Source organism: Streptomyces sp. NBC_01142 (genome assembly GCF_026341125.1).
GTDB lineage: Bacteria > Actinomycetota > Actinomycetes > Streptomycetales > Streptomycetaceae > Streptomyces.
This window is the reverse complement of record NZ_JAPEOR010000002.1, coordinates 3,516,558-3,542,712: the sequence shown is the minus strand read 5'-3', so window position 1 is coordinate 3,542,712 and position 26,155 is coordinate 3,516,558. Positions and strand designations below refer to the sequence as shown.

General features: G+C 69.9%; 24 protein-coding genes, 1 tRNA gene and 2 pseudogenes. 13 read left to right on the top strand and 14 right to left on the bottom strand.

What is annotated here, in order from left to right:
* Nucleotides 1-78 precede the first annotated feature (78 nt).
* Nucleotides 79-921, bottom strand: coding sequence for an endonuclease III (gene nth, locus OG883_RS33845; protein WP_266549033.1), 843 nt, complete (start codon nucleotides 919-921; stop codon nucleotides 79-81).
* 274 nt (nucleotides 922-1,195) lie between these two features.
* Here nth and OG883_RS33840 point away from each other — a divergent pair, with 274 nt between their 5' ends.
* Complete coding sequence (locus OG883_RS33840; protein WP_266549031.1) at nucleotides 1,196-1,870, top strand: Crp/Fnr family transcriptional regulator; 675 nt, start codon at nucleotides 1,196-1,198, stop codon at nucleotides 1,868-1,870.
* 69 nt (nucleotides 1,871-1,939) lie between these two features.
* On the opposite strand, the gene OG883_RS33835 is transcribed toward OG883_RS33840, so the two are convergent.
* The 7 genes and pseudogenes from OG883_RS33835 to OG883_RS33805 form a co-directional block, all read right to left on the bottom strand.
* Nucleotides 1,940-2,806 carry a prohibitin family protein gene (locus tag OG883_RS33835; protein ID WP_266549028.1) on the bottom strand — a complete coding sequence of 289 codons (867 nt, stop codon included), beginning with the start codon at nucleotides 2,804-2,806 and terminating at the stop codon, nucleotides 1,940-1,942.
* Nucleotides 2,807-3,075: 269 nt separating this feature from the next.
* Entirely contained in the window at nucleotides 3,076-3,906 is an 831-nt protein-coding gene (locus tag OG883_RS33830) for an MBL fold metallo-hydrolase (RefSeq protein ID WP_266549025.1), read from the bottom strand.
* Between the two features lie 40 nt (nucleotides 3,907-3,946).
* Nucleotides 3,947-4,813 carry an NUDIX hydrolase gene (locus tag OG883_RS33825; RefSeq protein ID WP_266549023.1) on the bottom strand — a complete coding sequence of 289 codons (867 nt, stop codon included), beginning with the start codon at nucleotides 4,811-4,813 and terminating at the stop codon, nucleotides 3,947-3,949.
* A gap of 67 nt (nucleotides 4,814-4,880) precedes the next feature.
* Nucleotides 4,881-5,003: a hypothetical protein gene (locus OG883_RS33820; RefSeq protein ID WP_266549021.1), complete on the bottom strand. Its 123-nt coding sequence runs from the start codon at nucleotides 5,001-5,003 to the stop codon at nucleotides 4,881-4,883.
* Between the two features lie 163 nt (nucleotides 5,004-5,166).
* A pseudogene (locus OG883_RS33815) lies at nucleotides 5,167-5,322 on the bottom strand (PQQ-dependent sugar dehydrogenase); the annotation flags it as partial.
* Nucleotides 5,323-5,448: 126 nt separating this feature from the next.
* A complete protein-coding gene (locus tag OG883_RS33810; RefSeq protein ID WP_266549018.1) occupies nucleotides 5,449-5,919 on the bottom strand; it encodes a RidA family protein in 471 nt (156 codons plus the stop codon).
* Nucleotides 5,916-6,077 carry a DUF4177 domain-containing protein gene (locus OG883_RS33805; RefSeq protein ID WP_003975360.1) on the bottom strand — a complete coding sequence of 54 codons (162 nt, stop codon included), beginning with the start codon at nucleotides 6,075-6,077 and terminating at the stop codon, nucleotides 5,916-5,918. Before OG883_RS33805 ends, OG883_RS33810 begins: the two co-directional genes overlap by 4 nt.
* A 72-nt stretch (nucleotides 6,078-6,149) precedes the next feature.
* Between OG883_RS33805 and OG883_RS33800 the strand changes: the two genes are divergently transcribed.
* Both OG883_RS33800 and OG883_RS33795 read left to right on the top strand, forming a co-directional pair.
* Entirely contained in the window at nucleotides 6,150-7,112 is a 963-nt protein-coding gene (locus OG883_RS33800; protein WP_266549015.1) for an ArsA-related P-loop ATPase, read from the top strand.
* On the top strand, nucleotides 7,109-8,512 hold the full coding sequence (locus OG883_RS33795; RefSeq protein WP_266549013.1) for an ArsA family ATPase: 1,404 nt from the start codon (nucleotides 7,109-7,111) through the stop codon (nucleotides 8,510-8,512). The genes OG883_RS33800 and OG883_RS33795 overlap by 4 nt, the downstream gene beginning before the upstream one ends.
* A gap of 48 nt (nucleotides 8,513-8,560) precedes the next feature.
* Here the strand turns inward: OG883_RS33795 and OG883_RS33790 are convergent, their stop codons facing one another.
* Entirely contained in the window at nucleotides 8,561-8,905 is a 345-nt protein-coding gene (locus tag OG883_RS33790; protein WP_177149633.1) for a WhiB family transcriptional regulator, read from the bottom strand.
* 395 nt (nucleotides 8,906-9,300) lie between these two features.
* On the opposite strand from OG883_RS33790, the gene OG883_RS33785 reads away from it, so the two are divergent.
* Nucleotides 9,301-11,577, top strand: coding sequence for a transglycosylase domain-containing protein (locus tag OG883_RS33785; RefSeq protein WP_266549010.1), 2,277 nt, complete (start codon nucleotides 9,301-9,303; stop codon nucleotides 11,575-11,577).
* A 155-nt stretch (nucleotides 11,578-11,732) separates the two neighbouring features.
* Here OG883_RS33785 and OG883_RS33780 read toward each other — a convergent pair whose 3' ends face one another.
* Together OG883_RS33780 and OG883_RS33775 are read right to left on the bottom strand one after the other, a co-directional pair.
* Nucleotides 11,733-12,197, bottom strand: a complete 465-nt coding sequence (locus tag OG883_RS33780) for a GatB/YqeY domain-containing protein (RefSeq protein WP_266549007.1) — start codon at nucleotides 12,195-12,197, stop codon at nucleotides 11,733-11,735.
* A gap of 250 nt (nucleotides 12,198-12,447) precedes the next feature.
* Nucleotides 12,448-12,735: a hypothetical protein gene (locus tag OG883_RS33775; RefSeq protein ID WP_266549005.1), complete on the bottom strand. Its 288-nt coding sequence runs from the start codon at nucleotides 12,733-12,735 to the stop codon at nucleotides 12,448-12,450.
* 247 nt (nucleotides 12,736-12,982) lie between these two features.
* On the opposite strand from OG883_RS33775, the gene mptB reads away from it, so the two are divergent.
* From mptB to OG883_RS33740, 7 genes are all read left to right on the top strand, one after another.
* The gene (gene mptB / locus OG883_RS33770) at nucleotides 12,983-14,443 is read left to right on the top strand and encodes a polyprenol phosphomannose-dependent alpha 1,6 mannosyltransferase MptB (RefSeq protein WP_266549002.1); all 1,461 of its coding nucleotides are present in this window, start codon (nucleotides 12,983-12,985) and stop codon (nucleotides 14,441-14,443) included.
* Nucleotides 14,440-15,849, top strand: a complete 1,410-nt coding sequence (locus tag OG883_RS33765) for a glycosyltransferase 87 family protein (protein WP_266548999.1) — start codon at nucleotides 14,440-14,442, stop codon at nucleotides 15,847-15,849. The genes mptB and OG883_RS33765 overlap by 4 nt, the downstream gene beginning before the upstream one ends.
* Nucleotides 15,789-16,601 (top strand): metallophosphoesterase, encoded by an 813-nt coding sequence (locus OG883_RS33760; protein ID WP_266548996.1) that lies wholly within the window; start codon nucleotides 15,789-15,791, stop codon nucleotides 16,599-16,601. Before OG883_RS33765 ends, OG883_RS33760 begins: the two co-directional genes overlap by 61 nt.
* Before the next feature lie 87 nt (nucleotides 16,602-16,688).
* A tRNA-Pro gene (locus tag OG883_RS33755) sits at nucleotides 16,689-16,762 on the top strand.
* A gap of 523 nt (nucleotides 16,763-17,285) precedes the next feature.
* Nucleotides 17,286-17,681, top strand: coding sequence for a hypothetical protein (locus OG883_RS33750; protein WP_266548993.1), 396 nt, complete (start codon nucleotides 17,286-17,288; stop codon nucleotides 17,679-17,681).
* Between the two features lie 672 nt (nucleotides 17,682-18,353).
* Nucleotides 18,354-19,313 (top strand): ATP-binding cassette domain-containing protein, encoded by a 960-nt coding sequence (locus OG883_RS33745; protein WP_266548991.1) that lies wholly within the window; start codon nucleotides 18,354-18,356, stop codon nucleotides 19,311-19,313.
* A gap of 48 nt (nucleotides 19,314-19,361) precedes the next feature.
* Complete coding sequence (locus OG883_RS33740; protein ID WP_266548989.1) at nucleotides 19,362-20,177, top strand: ABC transporter permease; 816 nt, start codon at nucleotides 19,362-19,364, stop codon at nucleotides 20,175-20,177.
* Nucleotides 20,178-20,262: 85 nt separating this feature from the next.
* On the opposite strand, the gene OG883_RS33735 is transcribed toward OG883_RS33740, so the two are convergent.
* Both OG883_RS33735 and OG883_RS33730 read right to left on the bottom strand, forming a co-directional pair.
* Nucleotides 20,263-23,427 carry a BTAD domain-containing putative transcriptional regulator gene (locus OG883_RS33735; RefSeq protein WP_266548987.1) on the bottom strand — a complete coding sequence of 1,055 codons (3,165 nt, stop codon included), beginning with the start codon at nucleotides 23,425-23,427 and terminating at the stop codon, nucleotides 20,263-20,265.
* Between the two features lie 210 nt (nucleotides 23,428-23,637).
* Nucleotides 23,638-24,660 (bottom strand): UvrD-helicase domain-containing protein, encoded by a 1,023-nt coding sequence (locus OG883_RS33730; protein ID WP_266548985.1) that lies wholly within the window; start codon nucleotides 24,658-24,660, stop codon nucleotides 23,638-23,640.
* Between OG883_RS33730 and OG883_RS33725 the strand changes: the two genes are divergently transcribed.
* Nucleotides 24,659-24,940 carry a hypothetical protein gene (locus tag OG883_RS33725; protein ID WP_266548983.1) on the top strand — a complete coding sequence of 94 codons (282 nt, stop codon included), beginning with the start codon at nucleotides 24,659-24,661 and terminating at the stop codon, nucleotides 24,938-24,940. The two genes, OG883_RS33730 and OG883_RS33725, sit on opposite strands and share 2 nt — an antisense overlap.
* Before the next feature lie 240 nt (nucleotides 24,941-25,180).
* Here OG883_RS33725 and OG883_RS33720 read toward each other — a convergent pair.
* Nucleotides 25,181-25,549, bottom strand: a pseudogene (locus OG883_RS33720) (nuclease-related domain-containing protein); the annotation flags it as partial.
* 246 nt (nucleotides 25,550-25,795) lie between these two features.
* Between OG883_RS33720 and OG883_RS33715 the strand changes: the two are divergent.
* Nucleotides 25,796-26,089 carry a hypothetical protein gene (locus tag OG883_RS33715; RefSeq protein ID WP_266548981.1) on the top strand — a complete coding sequence of 98 codons (294 nt, stop codon included), beginning with the start codon at nucleotides 25,796-25,798 and terminating at the stop codon, nucleotides 26,087-26,089.
* Nucleotides 26,090-26,155 lie beyond the last annotated feature (66 nt).

Below are 26,155 nucleotides of genomic sequence, written 5' to 3'. Positions count from 1 at the left end.
CCCCCTCGTTCCCAACGCCATGGGGCGCATGGATCGTTCCGTGAGTTCTGCGCCGCCGTACGGCTCCGGGGCAGGGCGTCACTCGGCCGCGCTCAGCGCCGGGGCCGGTTTGCCCGGGTAGTCCGGGGGCGGGTTCAGACGCTGGCCCGGCCGGCCGGCCATCTCGTACTTCAGCAGCAGCTTCGCCTTCTCCGGATCCGTCTCCCCCTCGCCGTACGAAGGGCAGAGGTGCGCGATGGGGCAGGCGCCGCAGGCGGGTTTACGGGCGTGGCAGATGCGGCGGCCGTGAAAGATGATCCGGTGCGAGAGCATCGTCCACTCGGACTTCGGGAAGATGGCGGCGATCTCCGCCTCGATCTTCACCGGGTCCTCCAGCTCGGTCCACTTCCAGCGCCGCACCAGCCGCATGAAGTGCGTGTCGACCGTGATCCCGGGGACGCCGAAGGCATTGCCGAGCACCACGAAGGCGGTCTTGCGGCCGACTCCCGGCAGCTTGACCAGATCGTCGAGGCGGCCCGGGACCTCCCCGCCGAAGTCGTCCCGCAGAGCCCTGGCGAGGCCCATGATCGACTTGGTCTTGGCCCGGAAGAATCCGGTCGGGCGGATGATCTCCTCGACCTCCTCGGGCACGGCGGCGGCCAGGTCCTCGGGCGTCGGGTACTTCACGAAGAGCGCGGGGGTGGTCTGGTTCACCCGCAGGTCCGTCGTCTGGGCGGAGAGGACCGTGGCGATCAGAAGCTGGAAGGGGTTCTCGAAGTCCAGCTCCGGATGGGCGTACGGAAAGACCTCGGCCAGCTCCCGATTGATCCGGCGGGCACGGCGGACCATCGCCAGTCTTGATTCCTGTTTGGGCGTTTTCGTCGCTTTCTTAGGGCCGGGTGAGGACTGTTCGCCCACAGCGGAATTCTGCTTTCCGGACACTCTCCCAGCCCCCTTGGCCTGCGCTCTCACCGGCGAATTGGACACCCGGCCAGCCTAAGGGCCACCACTGACATCCGCCCCGGTCACCGCCAATCAGGACCCAATCGGGCCCCTGCCGCACGAACAGGCGCTCCCGTGCGTCAAACTTGTTGTGACTGATCGCACGAATTTTTACTGCCGGGGGTCCGGAGGGTTGCCCTCCGGACCTGCACACCGCAGTCCGGCATCATGGGGGGCCGACGGTCCCCTGAGCAGGTCGACAAGGAGAGAACTCGTGGACGACGTTCTGCGGCGCGCCCCGCTCTTCGCGGCGCTCGATGACGAGCAGGCCGCGGAGCTCCGCGCCTCGATGAGTGAAGTGACGCTCGCCCGCGGCGATGCGCTCTTCCACGAGGGCGACCCGGGCGACCGCCTGTACGTGGTCACCGAAGGCAAGGTAAAGCTCCACCGCACCTCCCCCGACGGCCGCGAGAACATGCTCGCCGTCCTCGGCCCGGGCGAGCTGATCGGTGAGCTGTCGCTCTTCGACCCGGGCCCGCGCACGGCTACCGCCTCCGCTCTGACCGAGGTCAAGCTCCTCGGCCTCGGCCACGGCGATCTGCAGCCCTGGCTGAACGTGCGCCCCGAGGTGGCCACCGCCCTGCTGCGCGCAGTCGCCCGTCGGCTGCGCAAAACCAACGACCAGATGTCCGACCTGGTCTTCTCCGACGTTCCGGGCCGCGTGGCCCGCGCGCTCCTCGACCTGTCACGCCGCTTCGGTGTGCAGTCGGAGGAGGGCATCCACGTCGTGCACGACCTCACCCAGGAGGAGCTGGCCCAGCTGGTCGGCGCCTCCCGCGAGACCGTGAACAAGGCCCTCGCGGACTTCGCGCAGCGCGGCTGGCTGCGACTGGAGGCGCGTGCGGTGATCCTGCTGGACGTGGAGCGCCTCGCCAAGCGTTCGCGCTAGTACGCATACGCACGAGAAGGGCCGTCCCGGTCGATTCCGGGGCGGCCCTTGTCGTACGCGTACCTGAGGTCAGTTCTTGGTGCCGTCCACGATCAGCGGGTTCCCCGAGCCCCCGCCGCACGGCACGGCGTACACCGGGTTCTTCGCCGCCGCGTGCTTGTAGGCGTCGATGCACTGGTTGGTCAGGACCTTGTCGGTGAGCGAGTCGTTCAGGATCCTGTTGGCCTTGGCGATGCCCTCGGCCTCGATCCTGCGGCGCTCCGCCTCGGCCTTCGCCGTACGCGCCGCCTCGGTCGCCCGCTCCGTCGCCTGCTGCTGCTGGATCTTGCGGTCGATCTGGTCCTGCAGACGGTCGGACGGCTTCACATTGCGCAGATTGACGGTGGTGACGTCGATGCCGCGGGGGGCGAGCCGGTCCTTGATCAGATCACCGATCTCAGAGTTGATCTTCTCGCGGGCGGAGGAGTAGCCCTCCTCGCTGGTGTGGCGGGCGAAGACATTGCGGATGATCTCCCGGCTGTCCGGGAAGACCAGCCGCTGCTGGATCGCACTCTCGCTGCCGGCGAGCCGGTAGAGCTCGACGGACTTGGCCGGGGTCACCGCCCACTTCACGGTGAGCTCCACGTACATCACGCCGCCCTGCGAGGAGCGCACCTCGACGACGTCCTTGTCGGAGAGGTTGAGGTCCACCGGGCGGGTGGAGAACGTGGTGACGTTGGTGAACGGCGAGGTGACGTTCACCCCGGGGGTCATGGGCGTGCCGACCTTGCCGAAGGTGACGGGGACGCCGACCTCGTAGGCGCTGACGATGTGCACACAGCTGGCGACACCGGCGAACAGACCGGCGATCAGGGCGCCGAGAGCGCCGAGCTTGAGGCCGCGGAGGTCGCCGCTGCGCGCGACGAAATACATCACGATCGCAGCGAGAATGAGCACGATGAACAGGACAAACACGACGGTTCCCCCCAGGAACGGATGCCAGAAGTAAACGGAGCGTAAAGCATGAGTCAATGCATCCTGCGCGAGGGGTCCAAGGGAGCGGGCACCCCGGTTCCGGCCTCCCGGAGCCTGCCGTAGTGGGTCAGCCCGCACGTGGATCGGGCACCCCAGGATCGGGCCCAGCCTGGATCCAGCCGTACGGGACCCAGCCGTACGGGACCCAGCCGTACGGGATCAGCCCGTACGGGATCAGCACCCGGCCCGTACTAGATCAGCCCGTGCTCCCGCAGATACTCCAGCTGCGCCCGCACAGACAGTTCCGCCGCCGGCCACAGCGACCTGTCCACATCCACGTACACCTGCTCCACCACCGCGGCCGCGGTGACGTGCCCGGCCTCGACCGCCGTCTCCACCTGGGCCAGGCGGTGCGCGCGGTGGGCCAGATAGAACTCGACCGCGCCCTGGGCGTCGTCGAGTACGGGGCCGTGACCCGGCAGCACCGTGTGCACCCCGTCGTCGACCGTCAGCGAGCGCAGCCGCCGCAGCGAGTCGAGGTAGTCGCCGAGCCGCCCGTCCGGATGCGCGACCACCGTCGTGCCGCGGCCGAGGACCGTGTCACCGGTCAGCACGGCCCGGTCGGCGGGAAGGTGGAAGCAGAGCGAGTCGGCGGTGTGGCCGGGTGTGGGGACGACGCGCATCTCCAGCCCGCCGGTGGTGATGACGTCCCCGGCGGCGAGCCCCTCGTCGCCGAGCCGGAGAGCCGGGTCGAGTGCCCGGACGTCCGTACGCGTCAGCTCGGCCAGGCGCGCGGCACCCTCGGCGTGGTCGGGGTGGCCGTGGGTGAGGAGGGTCAGGGCGACCCGTTTGCCCGCCTTCTCGGCGGTGGCGATGACGGCCTGGAGGTGCCCGTCGTCCAAGGGGCCGGGGTCGATGACGACGGCGAGCTCGGAGTCGGGCTCGGAGACGATCCAGGTGTTCGTGCCGTCGAGGGTCATCGCCGACGGATTGGGCGCGAGGACGTTGACGGCACGGGCTGTGGCGGGTCCGGAGAGCACGCCCCCACGGGGCTGCCCGGGCAGCGCTGCGGCATCGGTCATCGGGTGCCTCCCACGGGAACCACTGCCGCTCCGGCGTCGGTCATCGCGGGCCCTCCATCGGGATGTGCTTCGTGAATTCTTCGTGGCCCGGCCAGCTCAGGACCAGCTTTCCCGCCTCCAGGCGCGCCTGCGCCAGTACGGGAGTGAGGTCCTGCTCCCGCGCCGCCGACAGCGCCGCCGCTGCCGTCGTGTGCGGCTGCAGTGCCCGCAGCGTGGAGACCGTCGGCGGCATCATCAGCAGGTCACCCTTGTCGTAGCCCGCCACCGCCTCCGAGGGGCGGATCCACACCGTGCGATCTGCCTCCGTCGAGGCGTTCCGGGTGCGCTGGCCCTCGGGGAGTGCCGCCACGAAGAACCAGGTGTCGTAGCGGCGCGGCTCGAACTCCGGAGTGATCCACCGCGCCCACGCGCCCAGCAGGTCCGAGCGCAGCACCAGGCCGCGCCGGTCCAGGAAGTCCGCGAAGGAGAGGTCGCGGGCGACCAGCGCCTCGCGGTCCGCCTCCCACTCCGCGCCCCTCGTGTCGCTCACCACCGAGTCCGGGGTCTCGCCGGCGAGCAGGACGCCCGCCTCCTCGTACGTCTCCCGCACCGCCGCGCAGACGATCGCCTGCGCGGCGGAGGGGTCGGTTCCGAGACGGGACGCCCAGGCGTCCAGCGGCGGGCCCGCCCAGCGCACCAGGTGGTCGTCGTCGCGGGGGTCGACTCCCCCGCCGGGGTATGCGTACGCGCCTCCGGCGAAAGCCATGGAGGCGCGTCGGCGCAGCATATGGACAGCTGGGCCGTCCGCCGTGTCGCGCAGCAGCATCACCGTCGCGGCCCGCTTCGGCGTCACGGCGGTGAGTTCGCCGTTCGCGAGGGCGCGAATCCGGTCCGGCCACTCCGGCGGGTACCACTGACCATTGGACATGGACGGATGCTATGCGCATCTGTCCTGATGTTCGAGGGGCGGCCGGGGCGGGCTGCCTCTCGACCGCTCAGGCAGGTGCGTCGGAGCTGCCGCGCAGCGTCACCTTCGCGGCGCTCGCGTTCTTGATCGCCGCTACGATCCGGGCCGTCGACGAGCCGGAGGTGACGCCTGACACGGTCACGGTATTCACCGCGTACAGCGTGAAGGTGCCCCGAGCGTGCCGCCCGGGCAGACGATGCCGATCAGCAGGACCCGGTCGTTGTCGTTCGTGCCGTCCTTGTCCCTCGACATGGTGAGCCGGATGCCGCCGTCATGGTCGACCTCTACGGTGAGCAGTCGGTCGTACGTCCCCTGGTCTGCTTGGGGGCGCTGCAGCCGGCGCAGCTGCCGCTGGTTCCCTCGCAGTTGGGCCAGCCGTAGTTGCCGCCCTCCTGGATGAGATTGACCTCGTCCATGACGCTGTTGCCGAACTCCGCCTGCCAGAGCCGTCCCTCGGAGTCGAAGTCGACGCGCCCACGTCAAGAGAAGCGCAAGAGATTGCCACACACATGCCGCGGCCCCGCACCCGCCGGCGGACCGGCGGACACGGGGCCGCATACGTACTGACCGGCGGTTCAGCGCCGGACGAACACCACTCAGTCCTGAACGAGCTCCACCTGGATCTCGACCTCGACCGGAGCGTCCAGCGGCAGCACCGCCGCGCCCACCGCGCTGCGCGCGTGCACACCCTTGTCGCCCAGCACCGCGCCCAGCAGCTCACTCGCGCCGTTGATCACGCCGGGCTGCCCGGTGAAGTCCGGGGCGGACGCCACGAATCCGACGACCTTCACAACCCGGGCAATCCGGTCCAGATCGCCGATGACCGACTTCACGGCGGCCAGGGCGTTCAACGCGCAGGTCCGCGCAAGCTCCTTGGCCTCTTCCGGGGTGACCTCGCCGCCCACCTTGCCGGTGACCGGAAGCTTGCCCTCCACCATCGGGAGCTGGCCCGCGGTGTAGACGTAGACGCCGGACCGCACGGCCGGCTGGTACGTGGCGATCGGCGGCACGACCTCGGGGAGCGTCAGCCCCAGCTCGGCCAGCTTCGCCTCGACAGCGCCGCTCACGCCTGCTTCTCCCGCTTCAGGTACGCCACGAGCTGCTCGGGGTTGTTCGGCCCGGGCACGACCTGGACGAGCTCCCAGCCGTCCTCGCCCCAGGTGTCCAGAATCTGCTTGGTCGCGTGCACGAGAAGGGGCACGGTCGCGTATTCCCACTTGGTCATGGAGCCGACTGTAGTCGCACCGACGGGCAGCCTCGTGCGTAGGCGGCGGCCCGACTGGTTAGGCTCGAATATGTGAGCAGGCTCCAGGTCGTCAGCGGCAAGGGCGGTACCGGTAAGACGACGGTGGCCGCTGCCCTCGCGCTCGCCCTCGCGACCGAGGGAAAGCGCACTCTCCTCGTCGAGGTCGAAGGGAGGCAGGGCATCGCACAGCTCTTCGAGACGGAAGCGCTTCCGTACGAGGAGCGGAAGATCGCCGTCTCCTCGGGCGGCGGAGAGGTGTTCGCGCTGGCCATCGACGCCGAGCGGGCGCTCCTCGACTACCTCCAGATGTTCTACAAACTCGGCGGCGCCGGCCGTGCCCTCAAAAAGCTCGGCGCGATCGACTTCGCGACGACCATCGCGCCGGGCGTGCGGGACGTACTGCTGACCGGCAAGGCATGCGAGGCCGTACGCCGCAGGACGAAGCAGGGGAAGTACGCGTACGACTACGTGGTGATGGATGCCCCGCCCACCGGCCGCATCACCCGCTTCCTCAATGTCAACGACGAGGTGGCCGGCCTGGCCCGAATCGGCCCGATACACAATCAGGCACAGGCCGTGATGCGCGTACTGAAGTCCCCCGAGACGGCGGTCCATCTGGTCACCCTCCTGGAGGAGATGCCGGTCCAGGAGACCGCGGACGGCGTCGCCGAACTGCGCGCCGCCGACCTGCCCGTCGGCAATGTCATCGTGAACATGGTGCGGCCGCACCTCCTCGACGAGGAGGCGGTGCGCAGTGCGGCGGGCGACCGGCGGGCGGACATCGCCAAGGCGCTCACGGCGGCGGGCGTCAGCGGCTCCGCGAAGCTCGTCTCCCCCCTGCTCGAGCAGGCCGCGGACCACGCCCAGCGCGTCGAGCTGGAGCGCGAACAGCGCGCGGCGCTGACCGGCCTGGATCTGGCCTCGTACGAACTCCCCCTGCTGAGCGAGGGCGTCGACCTGGCCGGGCTCTATCAACTGGCGAAGCAACTGCGAAAGCAAGGGGCCGGCTCATGACTCTGGACGCCTCGGCTTCTCTCGAGGTCGATCCGTTGATCGACGACCCGGGCACCCGCATCATCGTGTGCTGCGGCGCGGGAGGTGTCGGCAAGACGACGACCGCGGCGGCTCTGGGCGTACGCGCGGCGGAGCGCGGCCGCAAGGTGGTCGTCCTGACCATCGACCCGGCCCGCCGGCTCGCCCAGTCCATGGGCATCGACTCGCTCGACAACATCCCGCGCAGGGTCAAGGGCATCGAGGACCCGACGGGCAACGGCGAACTGCACGCCATGATGCTCGACATGAAGCGGACGTTCGACGAGATCGTCGAGTCGCACGCGGAGGGTGAGCGGGCCCGCGCGATCCTGGAGAACCCCTTCTACCAGTCCTTGTCGGCCGGTTTCGCGGGCACGCAGGAGTACATGGCGATGGAGAAGCTGGGGCAGCTGCGCGCCCGCGACGAGTGGGATCTGATCGTCGTCGACACCCCGCCCTCGCGCTCGGCGCTGGATTTCCTGGACGCACCCAAGCGACTGGGGTCCTTCCTGGACGGGAAGTTCATCAAGCTGCTGATGGCCCCGGCGAAGATGGGCGGCCGGGCCGGGATGAAGTTCCTCAATGTCGGCATGTCGATGATGACGGGGACGCTCGGCAAGCTGCTGGGGGGCCAACTCCTGCGCGACGTACAGACCTTTGTGGCCGCGATGGACACGATGTTCGGCGGCTTCCGCACCCGTGCGGACGCGACCTACCGGCTGCTCCAGGCCCCCGGCACGGCCTTCCTGGTGGTCGCGGCGCCCGAGCGGGACGCGCTGCGCGAGGCGGCGTACTTCGTGGAGCGGCTGGCCGCGGAGGACATGCCGCTGGCCGGTCTGGTCCTCAACCGGGTCCACGGGAGCGGCGCCGCCCGGCTGTCGGCCGAGCGCGCACTGGCCGCGGCAGAAAATCTTGATGAGGGCCGCATTGTGGATCAGGCGTCCGGGAAGACTGGTGTTCGTGACGCCACGGGCGTCTCTTCCGAGCCTTCGTCCGAGCCCTCTTCCAAGCCTTTTCCCGAGTCTTCATCCGAGCCCTCTGCAGAGTCCCTTCCCGAATCCCCGCCCGAGGATCACGCCCCCGAGAATCCCGAATCCGGGGACCACGCCAACGGAGACCACGCCAACGGGGACCGCACGACAGACGGCACGGCAGATCACACGACGGAGCAGCTGACGGCGGGTCTGCTGCGCCTGCACGCCGAACGGATGCAGGTGCTCGCGCGTGAACAGCGAACGCGCGACCGCTTCACCGCCCTCCACCCGGAGGTGCCGGTGGCCCACGTGCCCGCTCTGCCCGGCGATGTACACGATCTCGCGGGGCTTCGGGCCATCGGTGATCGACTCGCGACCGGTGGTCGTACCCCGGCCGGAGCTGCGTAGAGCCGCAGCAGGTGACGGTCGTCCGCCCCACCGCTGCCTACGGGGTGGCTACCCCACCGCTGCGTACGTCTCGTACGTCTCGTCGTCGTCGAGGCCCACGGGCAGGATGCCCGCGCTGCGCTCGTACTCCGTACGCGCGGTCTCGAGCAGTCTGCGCCAGGAGGTGACCGTGGGGCGCCTGCGCAACAGTGCGCGCCGCTCCCGTTCGGTCATTCCCCCCCACACGCCGAACTCGACGCGGTTGTCGAGCGCATCGGCCAGGCACTCGGTCCGCACCGGGCATCCGGTGCACACCGCCTTGGCCCTGTTCTGCGCTGCTCCTTGTACGAACAGTTCATCCGGATCGGTAGTGCGGCAGGCTGCCTGCGCACTCCAGTCGGTTACCCAGCCCATGCCGGCGCCGTCCTCTCCCGAATCGAGGCTCCCCCACGGCGGCAGCGGCATATTCACCGCTACCAGTTGAGGACGTTACGGAAGGTGGGTGCAGCGCAACACCCCCGTGGGGCCCACTCTTGAATGGCCCGAACGGACTATGCGTACGCGGCAGATCACCCAGGGGAGTGACCTGAGGGCATACAAGACTATTCCGGCAATCCGGGACGGTTCAGTAGAGTCACAAAGGACGTCTGATGACGGATGAGGCGGATTCGGACATGGGTCCGCCGGATTCGGGGGCAGCGGAGGTCATGTCGCGTGCTTGGTACAAAACAGCACTGCTGTGACAGTTGTGAGCAGCTTAGGCCAAGGCCTATACGCGTGTCCGGCGAATGAGAACGTAGGCTGCCCCCATGCCAAAGAAGCGCTCGGGCGGAGGTCTGACCGGGACCCAGCAGGCCGCCAAGTTCCTCGGTGTCAGCGTTCTCTCGGGAGCCGTGCTGGCAGGCATCGCCCTGCCCGCCGCCGGAGCCCTGGGACTCGCGGCCAAGGGAACGATCGAGGGATTCGACGAGATCCCCTCCAATCTCAAGACGCCGCCGCTGAGTCAGCGCACCACCATCCTGGACGCGAAGGGCGGGCCGATCGCCACGGTCTACTCCCGTGACCGCACGGTGGTACCGCTCACGGACATCTCCCCGTACATGCAGAAGGCGATCGTCGCGATCGAGGATTCGCGCTTCTACGAGCACGGGGCGATCGACCTCAAGGGTGTGCTGCGCGCCCTCAACCGCAACGCCCAGTCGGGCGGCGTGTCCCAGGGTGCTTCCACCCTCACCCAGCAGTATGTGAAGAACGTCTTCGTGGAAGAGGCCGGCGACGACCCGGACAAGGTCGCCCACGCCACCCAGCAGACCATCGGCCGTAAGATCCGCGAGCTCAAGTACGCGATCCAGGTCGAGGAGGAGCTGGGGAAGAAGAAGATCCTCGAGAACTACCTCAACATCACCTTCTTCGGGCAGCAGGCGTACGGCATCGAGGCGGCGTCCAAGCGCTACTTCTCCAAGTCGGCCAAGGACCTGAAGCTCGAGGAGGCGGCGCTGCTCGCGGGTGTCGTCCAGTCGCCGAGCCGCTACGACCCGGTCAATGACATGCAGGAGGCGACCAAGCGTCGCAACACCGTGCTGCAGCGCATGGCCGAGGTCCACGAAATCTCGCAGGCCGAGGCGGACCGGGCGAAGGCGGCCCCGATCAAGCTCAAGGTCAGCCGGCCGAAGAACGGCTGCATCACGGCGGTCGACGGCGCGGGCTACTTCTGCGACTACGTACGCAAGGTCATCCTCGCCGACCCCGTCTACGGGAAGACGGAGGAGGAGCGGCAGAAGCTGTGGAACCTGGGCGGCCTGACCATCAGGACCACCCTCGATCCGCGAGCACAGGAGGCCGCCAACGAGGCCGCCACCTCGAAGGTCAACAAGGACGACAAGGTCGCGGCGTCGGTGGTTCAGGTCCAGCCCGGCAGCGGCAAGATTCTGTCGATGGGCCAGTCCCGCCCGTACGGCCTGGACCAGAGTCAGAACGAGTCGGTGCTCAACCTCGCCGTCGACAACAGGATGGGCGGCACCACCTACGGCTTCCAGGTCGGTTCGACCTTCAAGCCGATCACGGCCGCGGCAGCACTGGAGAAGGGCATCAGCCCGGCCCAGGCATTCTCCAGCGGGTGGAAGCTCTCGGTGCCGATGAACTCCTTCACCAACTGTTCGGGCGGCACTGCCGGAAGCGGCAACTGGGACCTGCAGAACGAGGTGGCGTCGGAGACCGGCTCCTGGGACATGACGAGCGCGCTCGGCAAGTCCATCAACACCTACTTCGCGCTGCTGGAGCAGAAGACCGGGCTGTGCGAGACGGTCGAGATGGCGAAGAAGATGGGCTACGAGCGGGGCGACGGCAAGAAGCTCGGCGAGAACCCGTCGATCACGCTCGGCGGTGAGGAGAGCACGCCGCTCTCGATGGCCGCCGCGTACGCCACGTTCGCCAACCGCGGTACGTACTGCACGCCGGTCGCCATAGAGTCCATCACCAACGCGGAGGGCAAGCGCCTCAAGGTGTCGGGGTCCTCGTGCTCGCAGGCGATGAGCCAGGGCACCGCGGACTCCATCAACCAGATGCTCAAGGGCGTCGTCGAGGACGGCACCGGTACCCAGGCCGGTCTCAGCGACCGCGACAACGCGGGCAAGACCGGTACCACCAACGACCGCAAGGACGCCTGGTTCGTCGGCTACACCCCGAATCTCTCCACGGCGGTGTGGGTGGGTGACGACATCGGCGAGAAGTCGTCGATGTACCGGGTCACCATCGGCGGCCAGTACTACGACAAGGTCTGCGGCGGCTGCCTGCCCGGTCCCATCTGGAAGATCGCGATGACCGGGGCGCTGGACGCCGCGGAGACCCCGTCCTTCAACCCCGTCTCCGTACCCCGTGGAAACACCGAGCCGGAGGGCGAGGACGACGAGGACAGGGGCAGGGGCCGGGACAGGGACCGGCACGACGACAAGCCCCGTGACATCGGCGGCGCCGGTGGTCAGGAGCCCTTCCCCGGCATCTCCATTCCGCCGGACCTGATCGGCGGCGGGACGAACCGCGGTCAGGGCAACGGCGGCGGGAACGGCGACGGCGGCGACGGGCCGTAACGCTCGGCCGTCGAGCAGGGCCGTCGAGCAGGGCAACGGCAAGGGCCGTAACGACGGCCGGCAAGCTCGGCCGCAGGCAAAGTGAGGGGGACCCGGCCGGTGGCCGGGTCCCCCTCATTCACTCCGTGCGCGCTCTCCCGCGTCTTCGTACGCGCTCAGCCCGCGAGGAGCTGCTTCACCGCGGAGGCGACCCTGCCGCCCTCGGCGCGGCCCGCCACCTTCGGGTTCACGATCTTCATGACGGCACCCATCGCACGCGGGCCCTCGGCGCCGGCGGCCTTCGCCTCTGCGACGGCCTGCGCGACGATGGCGTTCAGCTCGTCGTCGGAGAGCTGCTTCGGCAGATACGCGTCGAGCAGCTCGCCCTCGGCCTTCTCCCGCTCGGCCGACTCGGTCCGACCGCCCTGCGCGAATGCCTCGGCCGCCTCACGGCGCTTCTTCGCCTCCTTGGCGATCACCTTCTGCACCTCGTCGTCGGAGAGCTCGCGCGCCGTCTTGCCGCCGACCTCCTCCTTGGTGATCGCGGTGAGGGTGAGCCGGAGCGTGGACGAGCGCAGCTCGTCGCGCGCTCTGATGGCGGCCGTGAGGTCTTCCTGCAGCTTGGACTTGAGCGTTGTCATAGTTCCTTCATAGCCTTGTTCCATGGACCCGGCAAACGAGTTTTCGCAGGTCAGCAGCGACTCGGAACGTCTCCGCAAGCCGGCCGGATGACCGGCGCCCAGCGAGGCAAGCGCAGCCGCACCGACGGGACCGGGGACCCGGCAGCGATCTGTTGCCGGATCTCGCACGTCAACGACGACGGCCGGACAGGTGTCGACCGACAAGAGCGTATCGCCGCGACATCGCGCAGCGTCCCGGTGTGATGGCCGATCAGCGCACGCTCTTCGTGGGCAACATCCGCTCGGCGTGGCGGCGCAACAGGAAGCGGAAGGGGTGTGATGCCCTGCTCGATACCGGCCCGCGCCGCAGCGTGTACCGCAGAGGGAGGGCGCCGACGGTCGCCGGGACGATGCGCCGCCCCTGCTGACAGAGCGCCGTCGCGCCACCGCCGATCACTGGGCTGCCGTGATGGAGCAGGTCCCCCGTGGGCAGCCGGGTGCCCACCGTCCGGTAGTCGCACCGCGGGCGGCGGCTGATGACGGGAGCACGGCTGAGCATACGATCTGCGGCACCCCGCCCACGGTCAACGGTCAGCGGGGCGATGGCTCAGTAGTTCGCCGACCAGAGCGCCGGGTTCGCCCGCATCCGGCGGCAGGTTCGCCCGCGTCCCGAGTCTCGACTCGTGTGGCTTGCGCAGGCCGGAACGCGGTTCCCCTGCCTGCCGTAAGACGGCCGACATACGGCGGCCGCTCGACGGCGGTGCCTGCGTCGCCTCGCCGACACCGCCCGTTGACAGTCTGCTCAGATGCCGGCCGTTCCCCTCCCCCTCGACACCCGCCGCTGCCAACTGCTGGGGCTGCTGGGTTCGGCAGCGCTCGCCGCGGGTGGCGTGACCGCGGGTGCACTGCCCGTCCGGGAGGCCCTCGCCCCGGAGTCCGGCCGGGCTGCGCTCGGCCTGGTCGGCGCGTACTTCGGACTCGTACTCCTGGTCGCGGCCTGGGCGTTGCTGGGGCGGGCGGTGCGCGGTCCCGAGCCACCGGACCGCCGTACCCTGCTGCTCACGCTCGGGCTGTGGGCGGCGCCGCTGCTGCTGGCGCCGCCGCTGTTCAGCCGGGATGTGTACAGCTATCTCGCCCAGGGCGCGATGGTCGACGCGCAGATCGATGTGTATGCGTACGGCCCCTCCCGGCTCGGCGGACCGCTCACCGCAGAGGTGGCGCCGCTCTGGCAGCACACCCCGACTCCGTACGGCCCGGTCTTCCTCGCCTGCGCGACCGCCATAACCGGCTTCTCCCGTACCGAGGTGTCCGCGGGAGTGCTCGGCATGCGGCTCGTCGCGCTGCTCGGGGTCGCCGTGATGGTCCTCTGTCTGCCCGCGCTGGCCCGGCGCTGCGGCGCGGATCCGGCCGCAGCGCTCTGGCTCGGGGCGCTCAACCCGCTGGTGCTGCTGCATCTCGTCGGCGGGGCCCACAATGACGCGATCATGCTCGGCCTGCTGGGTGCTGGGCTGGTGGCCGCGCTGGGCCGGTGGCCGGTGACGGCTGCCGTACTGATCACCCTCGCCACCCTGGTGAAGGCGCCCGCCGTGCTGGGACTGCTGGCCGTCGCCCTGCTCTGGGGCCGGCAGCTCGGCGGCCGGGCGGGGCGGCTGAAGGCGGCGCTGGCCGTGCTCGGAGTCTGCGCCGCCACCACCGCGGCGACAACCGCCCTGGCAGGCACGGGATACGGGTGGATAGCCGCACTGAACACCCCCGTCTCACCCCAGAACTGGTCACTCACCTCCTCGCTGGGCCGGTTGACCGGCGCCCTGCTGGAGAGCGCCGACAGCGGTCTCGCCCCATTCGCCACCCCTGCCTGGCACTTGGCGGGGCTGGCCGCCACCGCACTCGCCGTACTGATCGCCTGGCGGCGCCACCATCTGCTGCGCCCGGTCTACGCACTCGGGCTGAGCCTGACGGCAGTGGCTGTGCTCGGACCCGCGATCCGGCCCTGGTACGTGCTGTGGGGGCTGTTCCTGATAGCCGCCGCCGGGCCGGGCACCTCGGTACGCCGCGCGGTCGCCGTAGCGAGCGCGGTACTGGCCCTGGCCGTACTGCCCAGTGGATTCGCACCGGACAGGGCGCAGCTGGCGCTGGCCACCTGCGGCGGGGCACTCGCGGTGCTGACGCTGTGGTGCACGCACCGCATCGCGGGACGCACCGGGGCAGGCGCCGGGACAGGGACTGGTACTGGTACCGGGACCGGCCCGGTGGGGAGCACGGCATGACATGGCCGACGGGCACCCGCGGACGGCTGCTTCTCGTGGTGGGGCTGGCGGCAGCCGTCGGACTCTTCCTGGCGACGGTCCCGCTGCACCGGGACTGGTTCGATCTCGGCGTCTACTACGGAACCGTCGACCACTGGGTCCACGGCGGCCGTATCTACGACTATCTGGTGCCGGGCACGCACTACGGCTTCACCTATCCGCCGTTCGCCGCCGTGACCATGCTGCCGATGACGCTGGTCGGCTGGCGGAGCGCCGTCGCGATCAGTCTGCTGCTGAACGCAGTGGCGGCGGCCGCTGCGCTGTACTGGTCGGCCGCATCCTTCGTCCGCCGGCAGGGCTGGAGCCGATGGTTCACCTTCGCCGTCGCGGGCTGTCTGTTCGCCCTGCTGGAACCGGTCCGGGACACCATCAGCTTCGGGCAGGTCAATCTGCTGCTGCTGGCGCTGGTTCTCGCCGATGCCTGGCTGCTGTCCACGGGGCGGGGGCGCGAGCGGTTCGCGGGCCTCGGCATCGGCCTCGCCGCCGCGATCAAGCTCACGCCTGCCGTCTTCATCGGCTATCTGCTGATCACCCGGCGCTGGCGGGCAGCGGGTACGGCCGGGGCCGTCGCGATCTGCGCCACACTGCTCGCCCTGTGGACGGCCCCCGACGCGTCCCGGGTGTACTGGACCGAGGCGATGTGGGACACCGACCGCGTCGGCTCACTCGCGTACGTCTCCAACCAGTCCTGGCAGGGAGTCCTGGCACGCCTGACGGAACCCGCCGCCCCCAGCCGTACGGTGTGGGCGCTCGGCGTGATCGTGCTCCTGTGCGTCTGGGCATGGCGGGTGCGCCGGGCGGTCGCCGCCGGCGACGAGTGGGCGGGCTTCGCCCTGACCGGTCTCACGGCCTGCCTCATCAGCCCGGTCACCTGGGTGCACCACCTGGTCTGGCTGTTCCCGGCCCTCGCCGTACTCATCGACGCGGGACTCCGCTCCGGGGAGGGCAGCGTGCGCCGACGGCGGCTGCTGACGTGGGCCGTCGCGATCTACGTCGTACTGTGCAGCAGCGTCGTCTGGCTGTGGAGCTGGGACGCCACGGGCATCGACGGCTTCCTCGGCAGCAATACGTACGTCTGGATCTCGCTCGGCCTGCTGCTCGCCCTTCCCCTGCGCGAGAGCGCGGTGGAGATCGCGGTGGAGGAATCCGCCCACCCCGGCCCGCACCCGGAAGGGTCTGCAACGATGGGCGCATGCGCGCACGCTACAAAGTACCCCTGGGAATCACGGCAGTCGGCGCCGCCGGTCTCGCCTACGCCGCCGGCATCGAGGCCCGCTCCTTCCGGCTCCGACGGATCACCGTTCCCGTGCTGCCGCGCGGAATGCGGCCGCTGCGCGTGCTCCAGGTCTCCGACATCCACATGGTGAGCGGCCAGCGCAAGAAGCGGGCATGGCTGCAGTCCCTGGCCGGTCTGCGCCCGGACTTCGTGGTCAACACCGGCGACAACCTCTCCGACCCGGACGGCGTGCCGGAGGTCCTCGACGCTCTCGGCCCGCTGATGGATTTCCCCGGCGTCTACGTCTTCGGCTCCAACGACTACTACGGCCCCACGCTCCGCAACCCGGCCCGCTATCTGTTGGAGAAGGCGCAGGGCCGCCACGGCCTGAACGGCAACGCACCGGCCGTCGGCGTGGTCCACAACCCGTGGGAGGACCTGCGCGACGCCTTCGACTCGGCGGGCTGGGTGGACCTGAGCAACACCCGCGGCCGGCTGAAGCTGGAGGGCTACGAGCTCGCCTTCACCGGCCTCGACGACCCGCACATCAAGCGGGACCGCTACGAGGAGGTCGCGGGCGGCCCGGAACCGGACGCCGATCTGTCAGTGGCCGTCGTCCACGCCCCGTATCTGCGCACACTGGACGCCTTCACGGCCGACGGCTACCCCCTGATCCTGGCGGGCCACACGCACGGCGGCCAGCTGTGCATCCCCTTCTACGGGGCGCTGGTCACCAACTGCGACCTGGACACGGACCGGGTCAAGGGCCTCTCCACCCACCAGATGGCAGGAAACGTCTCGTACCTGCACGTTTCGGCAGGTTGCGGCACGAGCCGCTACACACCGGTGCGGTTCGCCTGCCCGCCGGAGGCAACACTCCTGACGCTGACCGCGCGCGACTGACGGCCGCCGAGGGGGCGCGAAAACCGGATTTCGCCTCCCGGCGCGGGTGGGCTAAAGTAATCGATGTCGCCGCGACGCCGGTGACATCGGGGTGTAGCGCAGCTTGGCAGCGCGCTTCGTTCGGGACGAAGAGGTCGTGGGTTCAAATCCCGCCACCCCGACAGCTGAAACACCAGGTCAGGCCCGGTCTCCTTCATTGGAGACCGGGCCTGATTCGTTTTTCTGAGTGCCCTGGGGAGTGGATCAAGGAAACTCTAGGACCGCGAGTCCACGCGCGCCACGCTGAAAAGGCGCCACCGCCGACCCCAAGTCAAACGACGGACTGAGTACCACGACAACGGGTCCGTGATGGGGCTGCGGCCGATAGCCGCAGAAACAGCACGGGCGGTCGCCACTACCCGCTGTCTGCTCATGCCGTAATGGTGCTGCAGCTGACAGCGGCAGAGACAGTCGGCTTCCATGGCCTGCCAGTCGCCGATCAGGTACCCGTGATGGTGCTGCGGCTGGTTATGTCCATGAGAACGGACAGCAGATGTTCACCACTTCGGGAGGCACCGCTGTCTGGCACTGTTCGATTGCGGCAGCAGCACTCGCGCTTCAACCTCCGCGGGCGCCGCGCGGCCATTTCCTCCCATCCGTGCCATCGAACACGGTCCGGCGGGAGCTAGGTGCGATCCTGCATGTATGAACCATCTCGGCGACGCGCACCTGCGCACCTGGACGCTGCGATTTATGGCCCTCCTCGCAGCCGACACCCAGGATCAGCTTGCCTGGCTGGGCGAGCGTGAGCTGGAGACGGAGCCCGTCGTTGAAGAGGTGGAGCTCCTCTGCCGCATCTCCGAAGGACTCGCGGAGCGCGGAGCCTTCGAACCCAGGAATCTGCGCGATCTTCAGGCCATCGGCCGTCGCCTCGGCGAGATCGATGCCGCCTGCCGCGTCGGCCTCTGGGCCAACGCACTGGCCACAGATCCGGAGTGGGACGAAATACGTTCTCTCGCCCGCCAGTTTCTCCTCACGACCCTGGGCGACTGGCGTCAGCCACTGCCACGCCCCGTGCGCCCGCACACGGGCGACCACTGACCACGTCCAGGCCGCCTGTTCGACTCATGGCGCCTCCCGAAGTCGTGAACATCTGCTGTCCGTTCTCATGGACGTAGCCACGGCCGCGATGAGGGTGGTCATGGTGCTCACCTCCTCCTTGCGAGGTGTTGGGGTCATGGGGTGGGCGGCCTCGCCGCCGCGGTGTCCAGAGCCCGCTCGTCGTGGGCGGCCTGCATCGCGGTCGGCAGGTGCGGCCAGTACGTGAACTGGGTTGCGGTGCGGTCCTTGACCGACCGGAGCGCGGCCCCTCGTCGGATTGGGGGTACGACGCGGACCTTCCTCACCGCCCGGCGCTGGATGGGCTCCTCCGAGACAGGGCTGCCGACTTGCGTCGTAACCGCGCTGCGTCAGCTGTCCCGGCGGATCGACGGCGAGACCGCACATGTGTTGTTCAGAATCTCCGGAATGAAGTAGCCCCCGCTGCCGCACACACATCGAGACGCAACACCTCCCCTTGGTCAACCACCGGCTCATTCGGCCCGGCACACGTTCCTCGGGGAGCGTGTGCCGGGCGCCCGTTCGCGCAAGCCTCTGATGCCGCCTGACAGCTGTCGGCGACCGCTGTCAGCGTGCTGTCCGCGGACTGTCAGCGGGCCCCGGCATCGTCATGGTCATCGAGAACGACGAGGACCTGACGAGGAGTTGTTGAACATGGCGTACGCAATCCGGGCCGAGGGACTGGTCAAGAAGTACGGCGACTTCACCGCCCTGGACGGCGTCGACCTGGAGGTCCCGGCCGGCAAGGTCGTCGGCGTCCTGGGCCCCAACGGCGCCGGGAAGACCACCACCGTGCGCATCCTGGCCACGCTGATGCGCCCCGACGCCGGGCACGCCAGCATCGGCGGCCACGACATCGTCAAGGACCCGGTCAAGGTCCGGCAGTTGATCGGGCTGACCGGTCAGTACGCCTCCGTGGACGAGACCCTGTCCGGCGCCGAGAACCTGGTGCTCATCGGGCGGCTGCTCGGCCTGTCCCGGCGCGATGCGAAGGCGCGGGCCGCCGAGCTCCTGGAGAACTTCTCCCTCACCGAGGCGGCCCGCAAGCCGATCGCCACCTTCTCCGGCGGTATGCGGCGGCGCCTGGACCTGGCCGCCTCCTTGGTCGGCCGGCCGCAGGTGCTCTACCTGGACGAGCCCACCACCGGCCTGGACCCGCACGCCCGGCAGGAAGTCTGGGATGTCGTACGGCAGTTGGTCGCGGACGGCTCCACGGTGCTGCTGACCACGCAGTACCTCGAAGAGGCCGACCAGCTCGCCGACTCCATCACCGTCTTCGACAAGGGCCGCAAGGTCGCCGAAGGCCGGCCCGGCGAGCTCAAGCGCCGCGTCGGCGGCCAGATCCTCCAGGTCCGGCCCGCCATGGCCGCCGATGTGCCGCAGGTCGAGCAGCTGCTCGCCGAGTTGTCCGGCCACTCCCCCGCGCAGGACTCCGGCGTGCTGACCGTCCCGGCCGACGACCCGCTGCTCGTCGCCGCGGTCGCCCGCCGCCTGGACGGCGCCGGCATCACCGCCGACGAGCTCGGCCTGCGCCTGCCCAGCCTCGACGAGGTCTTCCTCGCCCTGACCGGACACGCGCCCGCCGTCACCGACGAACAGCCCGTCGCCGTCTGAGCCCCCGGCTCCCCCGTTCCGCGCAGACTTTCCCGAGAGGACCCCGTCATGAGCACCCAGCCCCTCAGCGCCCACGCCGAGCTCCCCAGCCGTATCGGCCTCGCGCAGACCGCCCAGCACAGCCTCGCCCTCGCCGGCCGCGGCGTCACCCGGTTCATGAAGTCGCCGATCCAGCTGGTCGATGTGATCCTCACCCCGATCATCAGCCTGCTGATGTTCATCTATCTCTTCGGGGACGCCATGTCCGGCGGCGACACCGACCGCTACCTACAGCTCGTCACCCCCGGCGTCATGGTCATGGCCGTCTTCCAGGCCAGCGTCGGCATCGGCGCCTCGCTCTGCGCGGACGCCAGTACCGGGATCTTCGACCGGTTCCGGAGCATGCCGATCGCCCGCTCCAGCCCCCTGATCGGCGCCGTCCTTGCCGACATCGTCCGCTATGTCGTCTGCCTGGGCACCCTGGTCGTCCTCGCCCTGGTCATGGGCTACCGCGTCGAGACCGGCCCGGTCGCCACACTGGCCGCTCTCGCCCTGCTCGTCGGCTTCGCTCTCAGCTTCTCCTGGATCTCGGTGTATCTCGGCATGCTGATCAAGAACCCCGCCTCCGTACAGGGCCTGATGACCATCCTGATCCTGCCGCTCACCTTCGCCAGCAACGTGTTCGTCCCCACCGACAAGATGGCCGACTGGCTCCAGGCCTGGTCCGACGTCAACCCCGTCTCCCTGGTGGCCGACGCGGTCCGCGGCCTGCTCAACGGCGGCCCGGTCGCCGACTCGCTCGTCGGCACCTTCGCCTGGATGGCCGGCGTCATCGTGGTCTTCTTCCCGCTGGCCATGCGCGCCTACCGCAAGAACGCCGAATGATCCTCCGGTGACAAGCCCGGCCGGGCGGGGTCCGCACCCACAGTGCGGACCCCGCCCGGCTGTCCGCATGACCGCGCGCGCCTCGTCAGATCCGCTGCACTGCCCGCAAGGTCTCTGCCTCCAGCCACCGCAGCGCGTCCTCACGGGAGTACGCAGCCCCCTCCTCGTACGCCTGCTTGAAGCCCTCCTCGCCCAGTGTCGTCACGATGCGGTCGACCAGCTCGCACCGCTCCGGCTCGCCCCAGTCGAAGGCGCCGCGCATCACCTGGCTCATGCCGAGCGACCTGGCGCCCTCTTCGGGAGCGCCCTCCAATGTCCCTAGCCCGCCCAGCAATTCGGCCACCCAGGCGAGCGCGGCGCCCGCGCCCTGGCCGAGCAGGGCGCCCGCCGCCTCCGGCAGCAGGGCCCTGGCCTGCACGGCATCACCCTCAGCGAGACGGTTCTCGATGCGGGTGCTGACGATCAGGTCGCGGGCCAGTTCTCTGAGGGAGGGGCGCCGGGCGCTCAGCGCCTCGAGACGGTCGAGGGTCGCGTCGGACTGCGCCAGGTCACCGGCCCTGCGGTGCACATTGGCCAGGCCCACGAGGATGTTGGCCTCCAGGCGCAGCTGTCCGCGCTCGCGGGCCTGCCGGTGTGCGGCGTGCAGATCGCGGAAGGCGCCTTCCAGGTCGCCGCTGCGCCGGCGTTCGCGGGCGAGTCTGGCCTTGCTGAGGTAGAGGTAGTCCTCGGTGCCGAGTTCGGAGCTGAGTGCCACGGTCCGTTCGAAGGTGGCGATGGCCTGGGGGTACTCGCCGCGCAGGGAGTGGTCGCGGCCGATCGGGAGCAGGCTCATCACGAGCCCCCAGCGGTCGCCCACCTCCTCAAAGCCGCGCAGGGCCTCGATCCGGGACTCGGCGCCGGTGACCAGGTCGCCCTGTTCGGTGAGCGCGAAGTCCCGTGCCAGGTGGGCGCTGGCCCGGACCCAGGGGTCGGGCGAGTCGAGGGGGTCCTGGTCCGCGGTTCCGCCCGGTCCTGATACGCGTGCGGGGAAGGAGGCTTGGGACATCCGCAGGAGCAGTACGGCCGGGTGGAACTCACGCGCCGTCGCCGATTCACCCTCGGCGGCCGGACGTTCGCTGCCCGCTGCCCGTACGGAATCTCGCGCCTGTACGGAATCCGGCCCGCCGGGCCCGGCTGCCTCCTCCAGATATGTGTCGAGCCGGGTACTCATCCCCCTGATCCCCCAGTACCAGAACATCGCCCCGGCGAAGCGCGCGGCCAGGTTCCCGTCCCGGGCGTCGACGACCGAGCGCAGCGCGAGGACGAGGTTGTCGTGTTCGGCGTCGAAGACCTCGATCGCGCGCAGCTGTTCGCCGGTACGAAGGCGGGGTTCGTGTTCTTCCGCGAGGGCCAGGAAGTACGCGGCATAGCGCTTGGTGACGGCGTCCCCGGACTCGGCGTCGGCGAGCTGCCTCGCCGCGTACGCACGTACCGTCTCAAGCATCCGGTAGCGCGGCTCGCCCACCCCTTCGTCGACGGTGTGGACCAGTGATTTCTCGACCAGGGCGTCCAGGACGTACGGGATGTCGGCGGCCGGCAGCGACGGGTCCGCGCAGACCGCTTCGAGCGCGGGGACGGTCGCGCCGCCCGGGAACACCGACAGTCTGCGGGCGAGGATCCGCTCGGGTTCGTCGAGCAGGTCCCAGCTCCAGTCAACCAGGGCGAGCAGGGTGCGCTGGCGGGGCAGGGCCGTGCGGCTGCCCGAGGCGAGGAGGCGGAAGCGGTCGTCGAGGCGGCGTGCGATCTGCTCGACGCTCATCGAGCGGAGCTTCGCCGCGGCCAGTTCGAGGGCGAGCGGCATCCCGTCGAGCCGTCGGCAGACCTCGACCACGGCGTCGAGGGTCGAGTCGTCGAGCGTGAAGTCCGGCCGGACTCCGGCGGCCCGGTCGACGAAGAGGCGGACGGCGGGCGACTGCGCGGCCTCGGCAGGCTCCGGTGATCCCATCGGTATGTCGAGGGGGCCGAGGTGGCACAGGGCCTCGCCGGTGATGGCGAGGGCCTCGCGGCTGGTGGCGAGGATCCGCAACTCCGGTATCTGCTCGAGAAGTTCGGCGGTGAGTTCCGCGGCCGCCTCGACGAGGTGCTCGCAGTTGTCGAGCAGGAGCAGGGCGTCGCCGCTGCCGAAGAGTCCGGCCATGCGCTCGACCGGGGTGGTCCGCTGCCCCTGGCCGGCGTCGTAGAGGCGGCCGTCGGTGGAGCTGAGGGCGCCGAGTACCGCGTCGGCCAGCTGGTCCGGTGCGCTCACACCGGCGAGCGGCACGAACCAGATCCGGCGGCGCGCGTGGGCGCGGTCCCGGGTGGCCGCTTCGAGGGAGAGCCGGGTCTTGCCCGAGCCGCCGGGGCCGACGATGGTGACGAGCCGACTGTGGTCCAACTGCCCCGCGAGCCGGTCCAGTTCACTGTCTCGGCCGACGAAGCTGGTCAGCCGGGCCGGGAGGCGGCTCGGGGCGGCCTCGGCCCGCTCGGCCGGCGTCTCCAACTCGCCTCGCAGCAGGACCAGATGGATCTCCCGCAGTTCGGCCGACGGATCGACGCCGAGTTCGTCGCCGAGCCGCTTGCGTATCGCCTCGTACACCGAGAGGGCGTCGGACTGCCGTCCGGCCGCGGACAGCGCCCGAATCCGCAGCCCGGCGACCCGCTCGCTCAACGGCCGCTCAGCCCCGGCCGCTTCGAGGTCGGCCAGCACCTCTCCGTACCGTCCGAGCCGCAGCTCGGCATCGCAGCGGTCCTCGGCCGCCACGGTCCGCAGATCATCGAGCCGGGTCGCGACGGGCCCGGCGAACGGGGCGTCGAGGACATCGGCGAGCGCCGCGCCCTGCCACAGCCCGAGCGCCGTTCCGAGCAGCGAGGCCGCCTCGTCGGGCCGCCCGGCTGCGAGTGCCCGTCTGCCCCGGGCGGCCAGATCCTCGAAGCGGTGAACGTCCACGTCCTCGGCCCGTACCGAGAGCCGGTAGCCGCCGGACGCGGACTCCACCGCCGCGGACCCGCGCAGCACCCTGCGCAGCCGGGACACCAGCGCCTGCAGCGCGTTGGCCGCGTCGGCGGGCGGTTCCTCGCCCCACAGGCCGTCGATGAGCGAGTCGACGGACACGGTCCTGCCCTCTTCGAGGGCGAGCCTGGCGAGGAGCATCCGCAGCCGGACGCCACCCACCTCGACCGGCGTCCCATCATCGGCGTACACATGAATCGGTCCAAGCAGCACTACGCGCACGACCACGGCCTCCCCCTCTGCACCGACCGGCCCCGCCGTGTCGATCATTCCTCCAACGCCGGGTCAGCATCACCCACTCGACGCCCCTGGTAAAGCCAGGACGAGGCATCCGACCAGACGCACGGCCACCATGAGTCCCACGGCTGCACCCGCCTCTGGCTCGGTCCGCGATCGCACCCCCGACTGATCACGTACGGGGAGCCCTCTTCGTTACCGGTTCACGCTGCCCAGCCACAGCACGTCGCGAGCCCGCGTCATCGCAACGAAGAGCTGGCTGCGGGACAGCTCGTTGCGTTCGTGCGCCGTCTCGGACAGTCCCTCGTTGCCCGCCGCGGAACTCTGGGACAGGGCAGCATCGTGCTCCGGCAGGTACACGCGCTTGAACTCCAGGCCCTTTGCCCGGCGGTAGCTGCCGAGCTTCACGGCGTCGACGGGCCGTCCGTCGTAGTGCTCCAGCTGGCATACGGAGATGCCCGCCCGTTCGAGGAGCCGCTGGTAGTGGCCGATGGCGCGCATGGAGGGGCACAGCACCGCAGTGTCGGCGCGAGCTCCGGGCGGCAGGCCGTGCAGCGCCTCCAGGAGTGCCTGGTCGTGCTCGTCCAGTGCCGACTTCGAAACACGGATCACTTGACCGTCGTGGTATGTCATGTCGACATCTCGGCGGCCCGGCGTGCGCAGTCCGTCGATGTCCTCGAAGGCGTCCTCGGCGACGACCGCGAGCGCCGCGTCAAGGATCTCCTTGCTGTTGCGGTAGTTGGTCCGCAGCACTTGTCCGCGATCCCCGCGGACGTCGATACCGGCATCGGACAGGCGGAATCCGCCGGGGTAGACGGCTTGTTGGCCATCACCGACCAATAGCAGTCCGTTGGGGGCATCGCCGACCAGGGCGTGCAGAAGCCGTACTCCGACGAGGGTCAGATCCTGGACCTCGTCCACGATCACGGCCGCGTAGCGAGGCGGGCCTGTGCGGCGGCGCGCTTCTGTCAGTGCGAGGGAGAGCACGTCGTTGAAGTCGTGCACTCCGCGCTCGGTGCGGATGGATTCGTATGCCTCGTACAGAGCCCATACGGCCTGCCGGTGCGGACGCCGTAAGCTCGCGCGACGGCGTCGGCGGGGCACCGTGGCGTACTCCTCGAAGGAAGCGATGCCGCGGCCCTTGATGACGTGGGCGATCTCTTCGCGCCAGTAGCCCGGTGCCGGGTCGATCTCCGCCAGACAGCTGTCGCGCCCCATGTGCTTCCACGCGAGGCTGAACGTACAGGATCCGGCCGTTGGTGCGCCGGGCGAGATAGGCCGCGCGGTGCAGGCCGACGACCGTCTTGCCGGTGCCGGCCGGGCCGCTGATCCGGGCGGGGCCGGCCCAGTTGCGGCGCACCAGTGCGACCTGGTCGGGGTGGAGGAAGGTCATCCACTGCTCGATCGGGGCCCGCAGCGCCTCTTCCAGGGCCGCCTCTCGCAGGCCGTCGATGTCGAACAGGCCATCGGTGGGCTCTTCTGGGGGCTGGGCCCGTAGCGGTACCGTCCGCGTGACGGTCGATCCCTCGTACTCGGGGAAGACCCGTTCCAGGTGGTCGGCGATGGCCCGTACGGATTCGGCCCGCAGCCTGTGACGCTCCGACAGCAGTGCGGGACCGACCTCGCGCTCCCCCAGGAGCCGGACCCGGCCCGACTCGGCGTCGACCCGCTGCCCCGCGAAGACCATGAGGGGCTGGACCGCCACCGGGGACAGCCCCAGCGAAGCCACCGCGCCTTCGGCCGCCTTCGTCACGGCCAGGAGTTTGGCCACGTGCTCGTCGCGCGGCTCGCCTCCTGCTCGGAGCTTCCCGTCCGAAGTCTCCGGTGCGGAGCGCCAGTTCTTTACATCGAGAACGAATACACCGCCGGGGCCGATCAGCAGCATGTCCACGTTGGCTGCTCGCGTGCCCGGCCATCTGCGGTCGACCAGGAGCCGCCACCCACGCTCGGTCAGGATCAACAGCTGGGCAGCGACGCGGCGTTCCCCCTCGCTGGCGGCTTCCCACCTGCGCGCCTGCTCCCGGGCCGCCTGCCACTGCTCCCGCAGCAGCCGCTCCTGCCGCCGTGCCTCCTGCGCCCGCCGCGACGCCGATCCGCCAGCCGTCATGCCACGCCCCCTCGTGCAAGGAGTAGCGATCATAGAACGGTCAGCGACGGGCACGGCAGGGCGCACGATGGAGAGAGCGCGTCCGTTCCGGACAACTTCGGCCATGCGCTCCGGTCACCGCGGATACGGCGGACTGTGGGCAGACCTGCCTTTCTGTGGGCTCACTGTCTTCTTCGCGCTCGAGTGGCTCACGAGGGCACTTTCACGCCCCGACGGACGCCGCCCGTTCGGCACCACTACCCGCGTATGCCGAGCACCCTGTCGGGCACAGCCACCGAGGATCGCGGATTCATCGCCCGGGTGCCGTTGATCCAGACCGGCGTTGGCGTCGCCGTCGGGGATGGGCGCCCCGGCGACCCAGTGGCCGGCCGGGCCGCCGCCGGCTGGTCGAGAACCTGCGAGATCCGCCATCAGGCCCTCGCGCATCTGCCGAGTGATGTGCGTGCAGCGCGCCTGGACCGAACCGTCCAGGTGGCCCATCCGCTCGTCCATCGGCTTCGGCGGGGCACGGAACCCTCCATGAGCGTCTTGGCTGTGTGACGCAGCCCGTGAGGAGGCAGCCCCTTCGCGATCAGGACCCGGCACGCGTCCGAGCTTGGCCCGGCA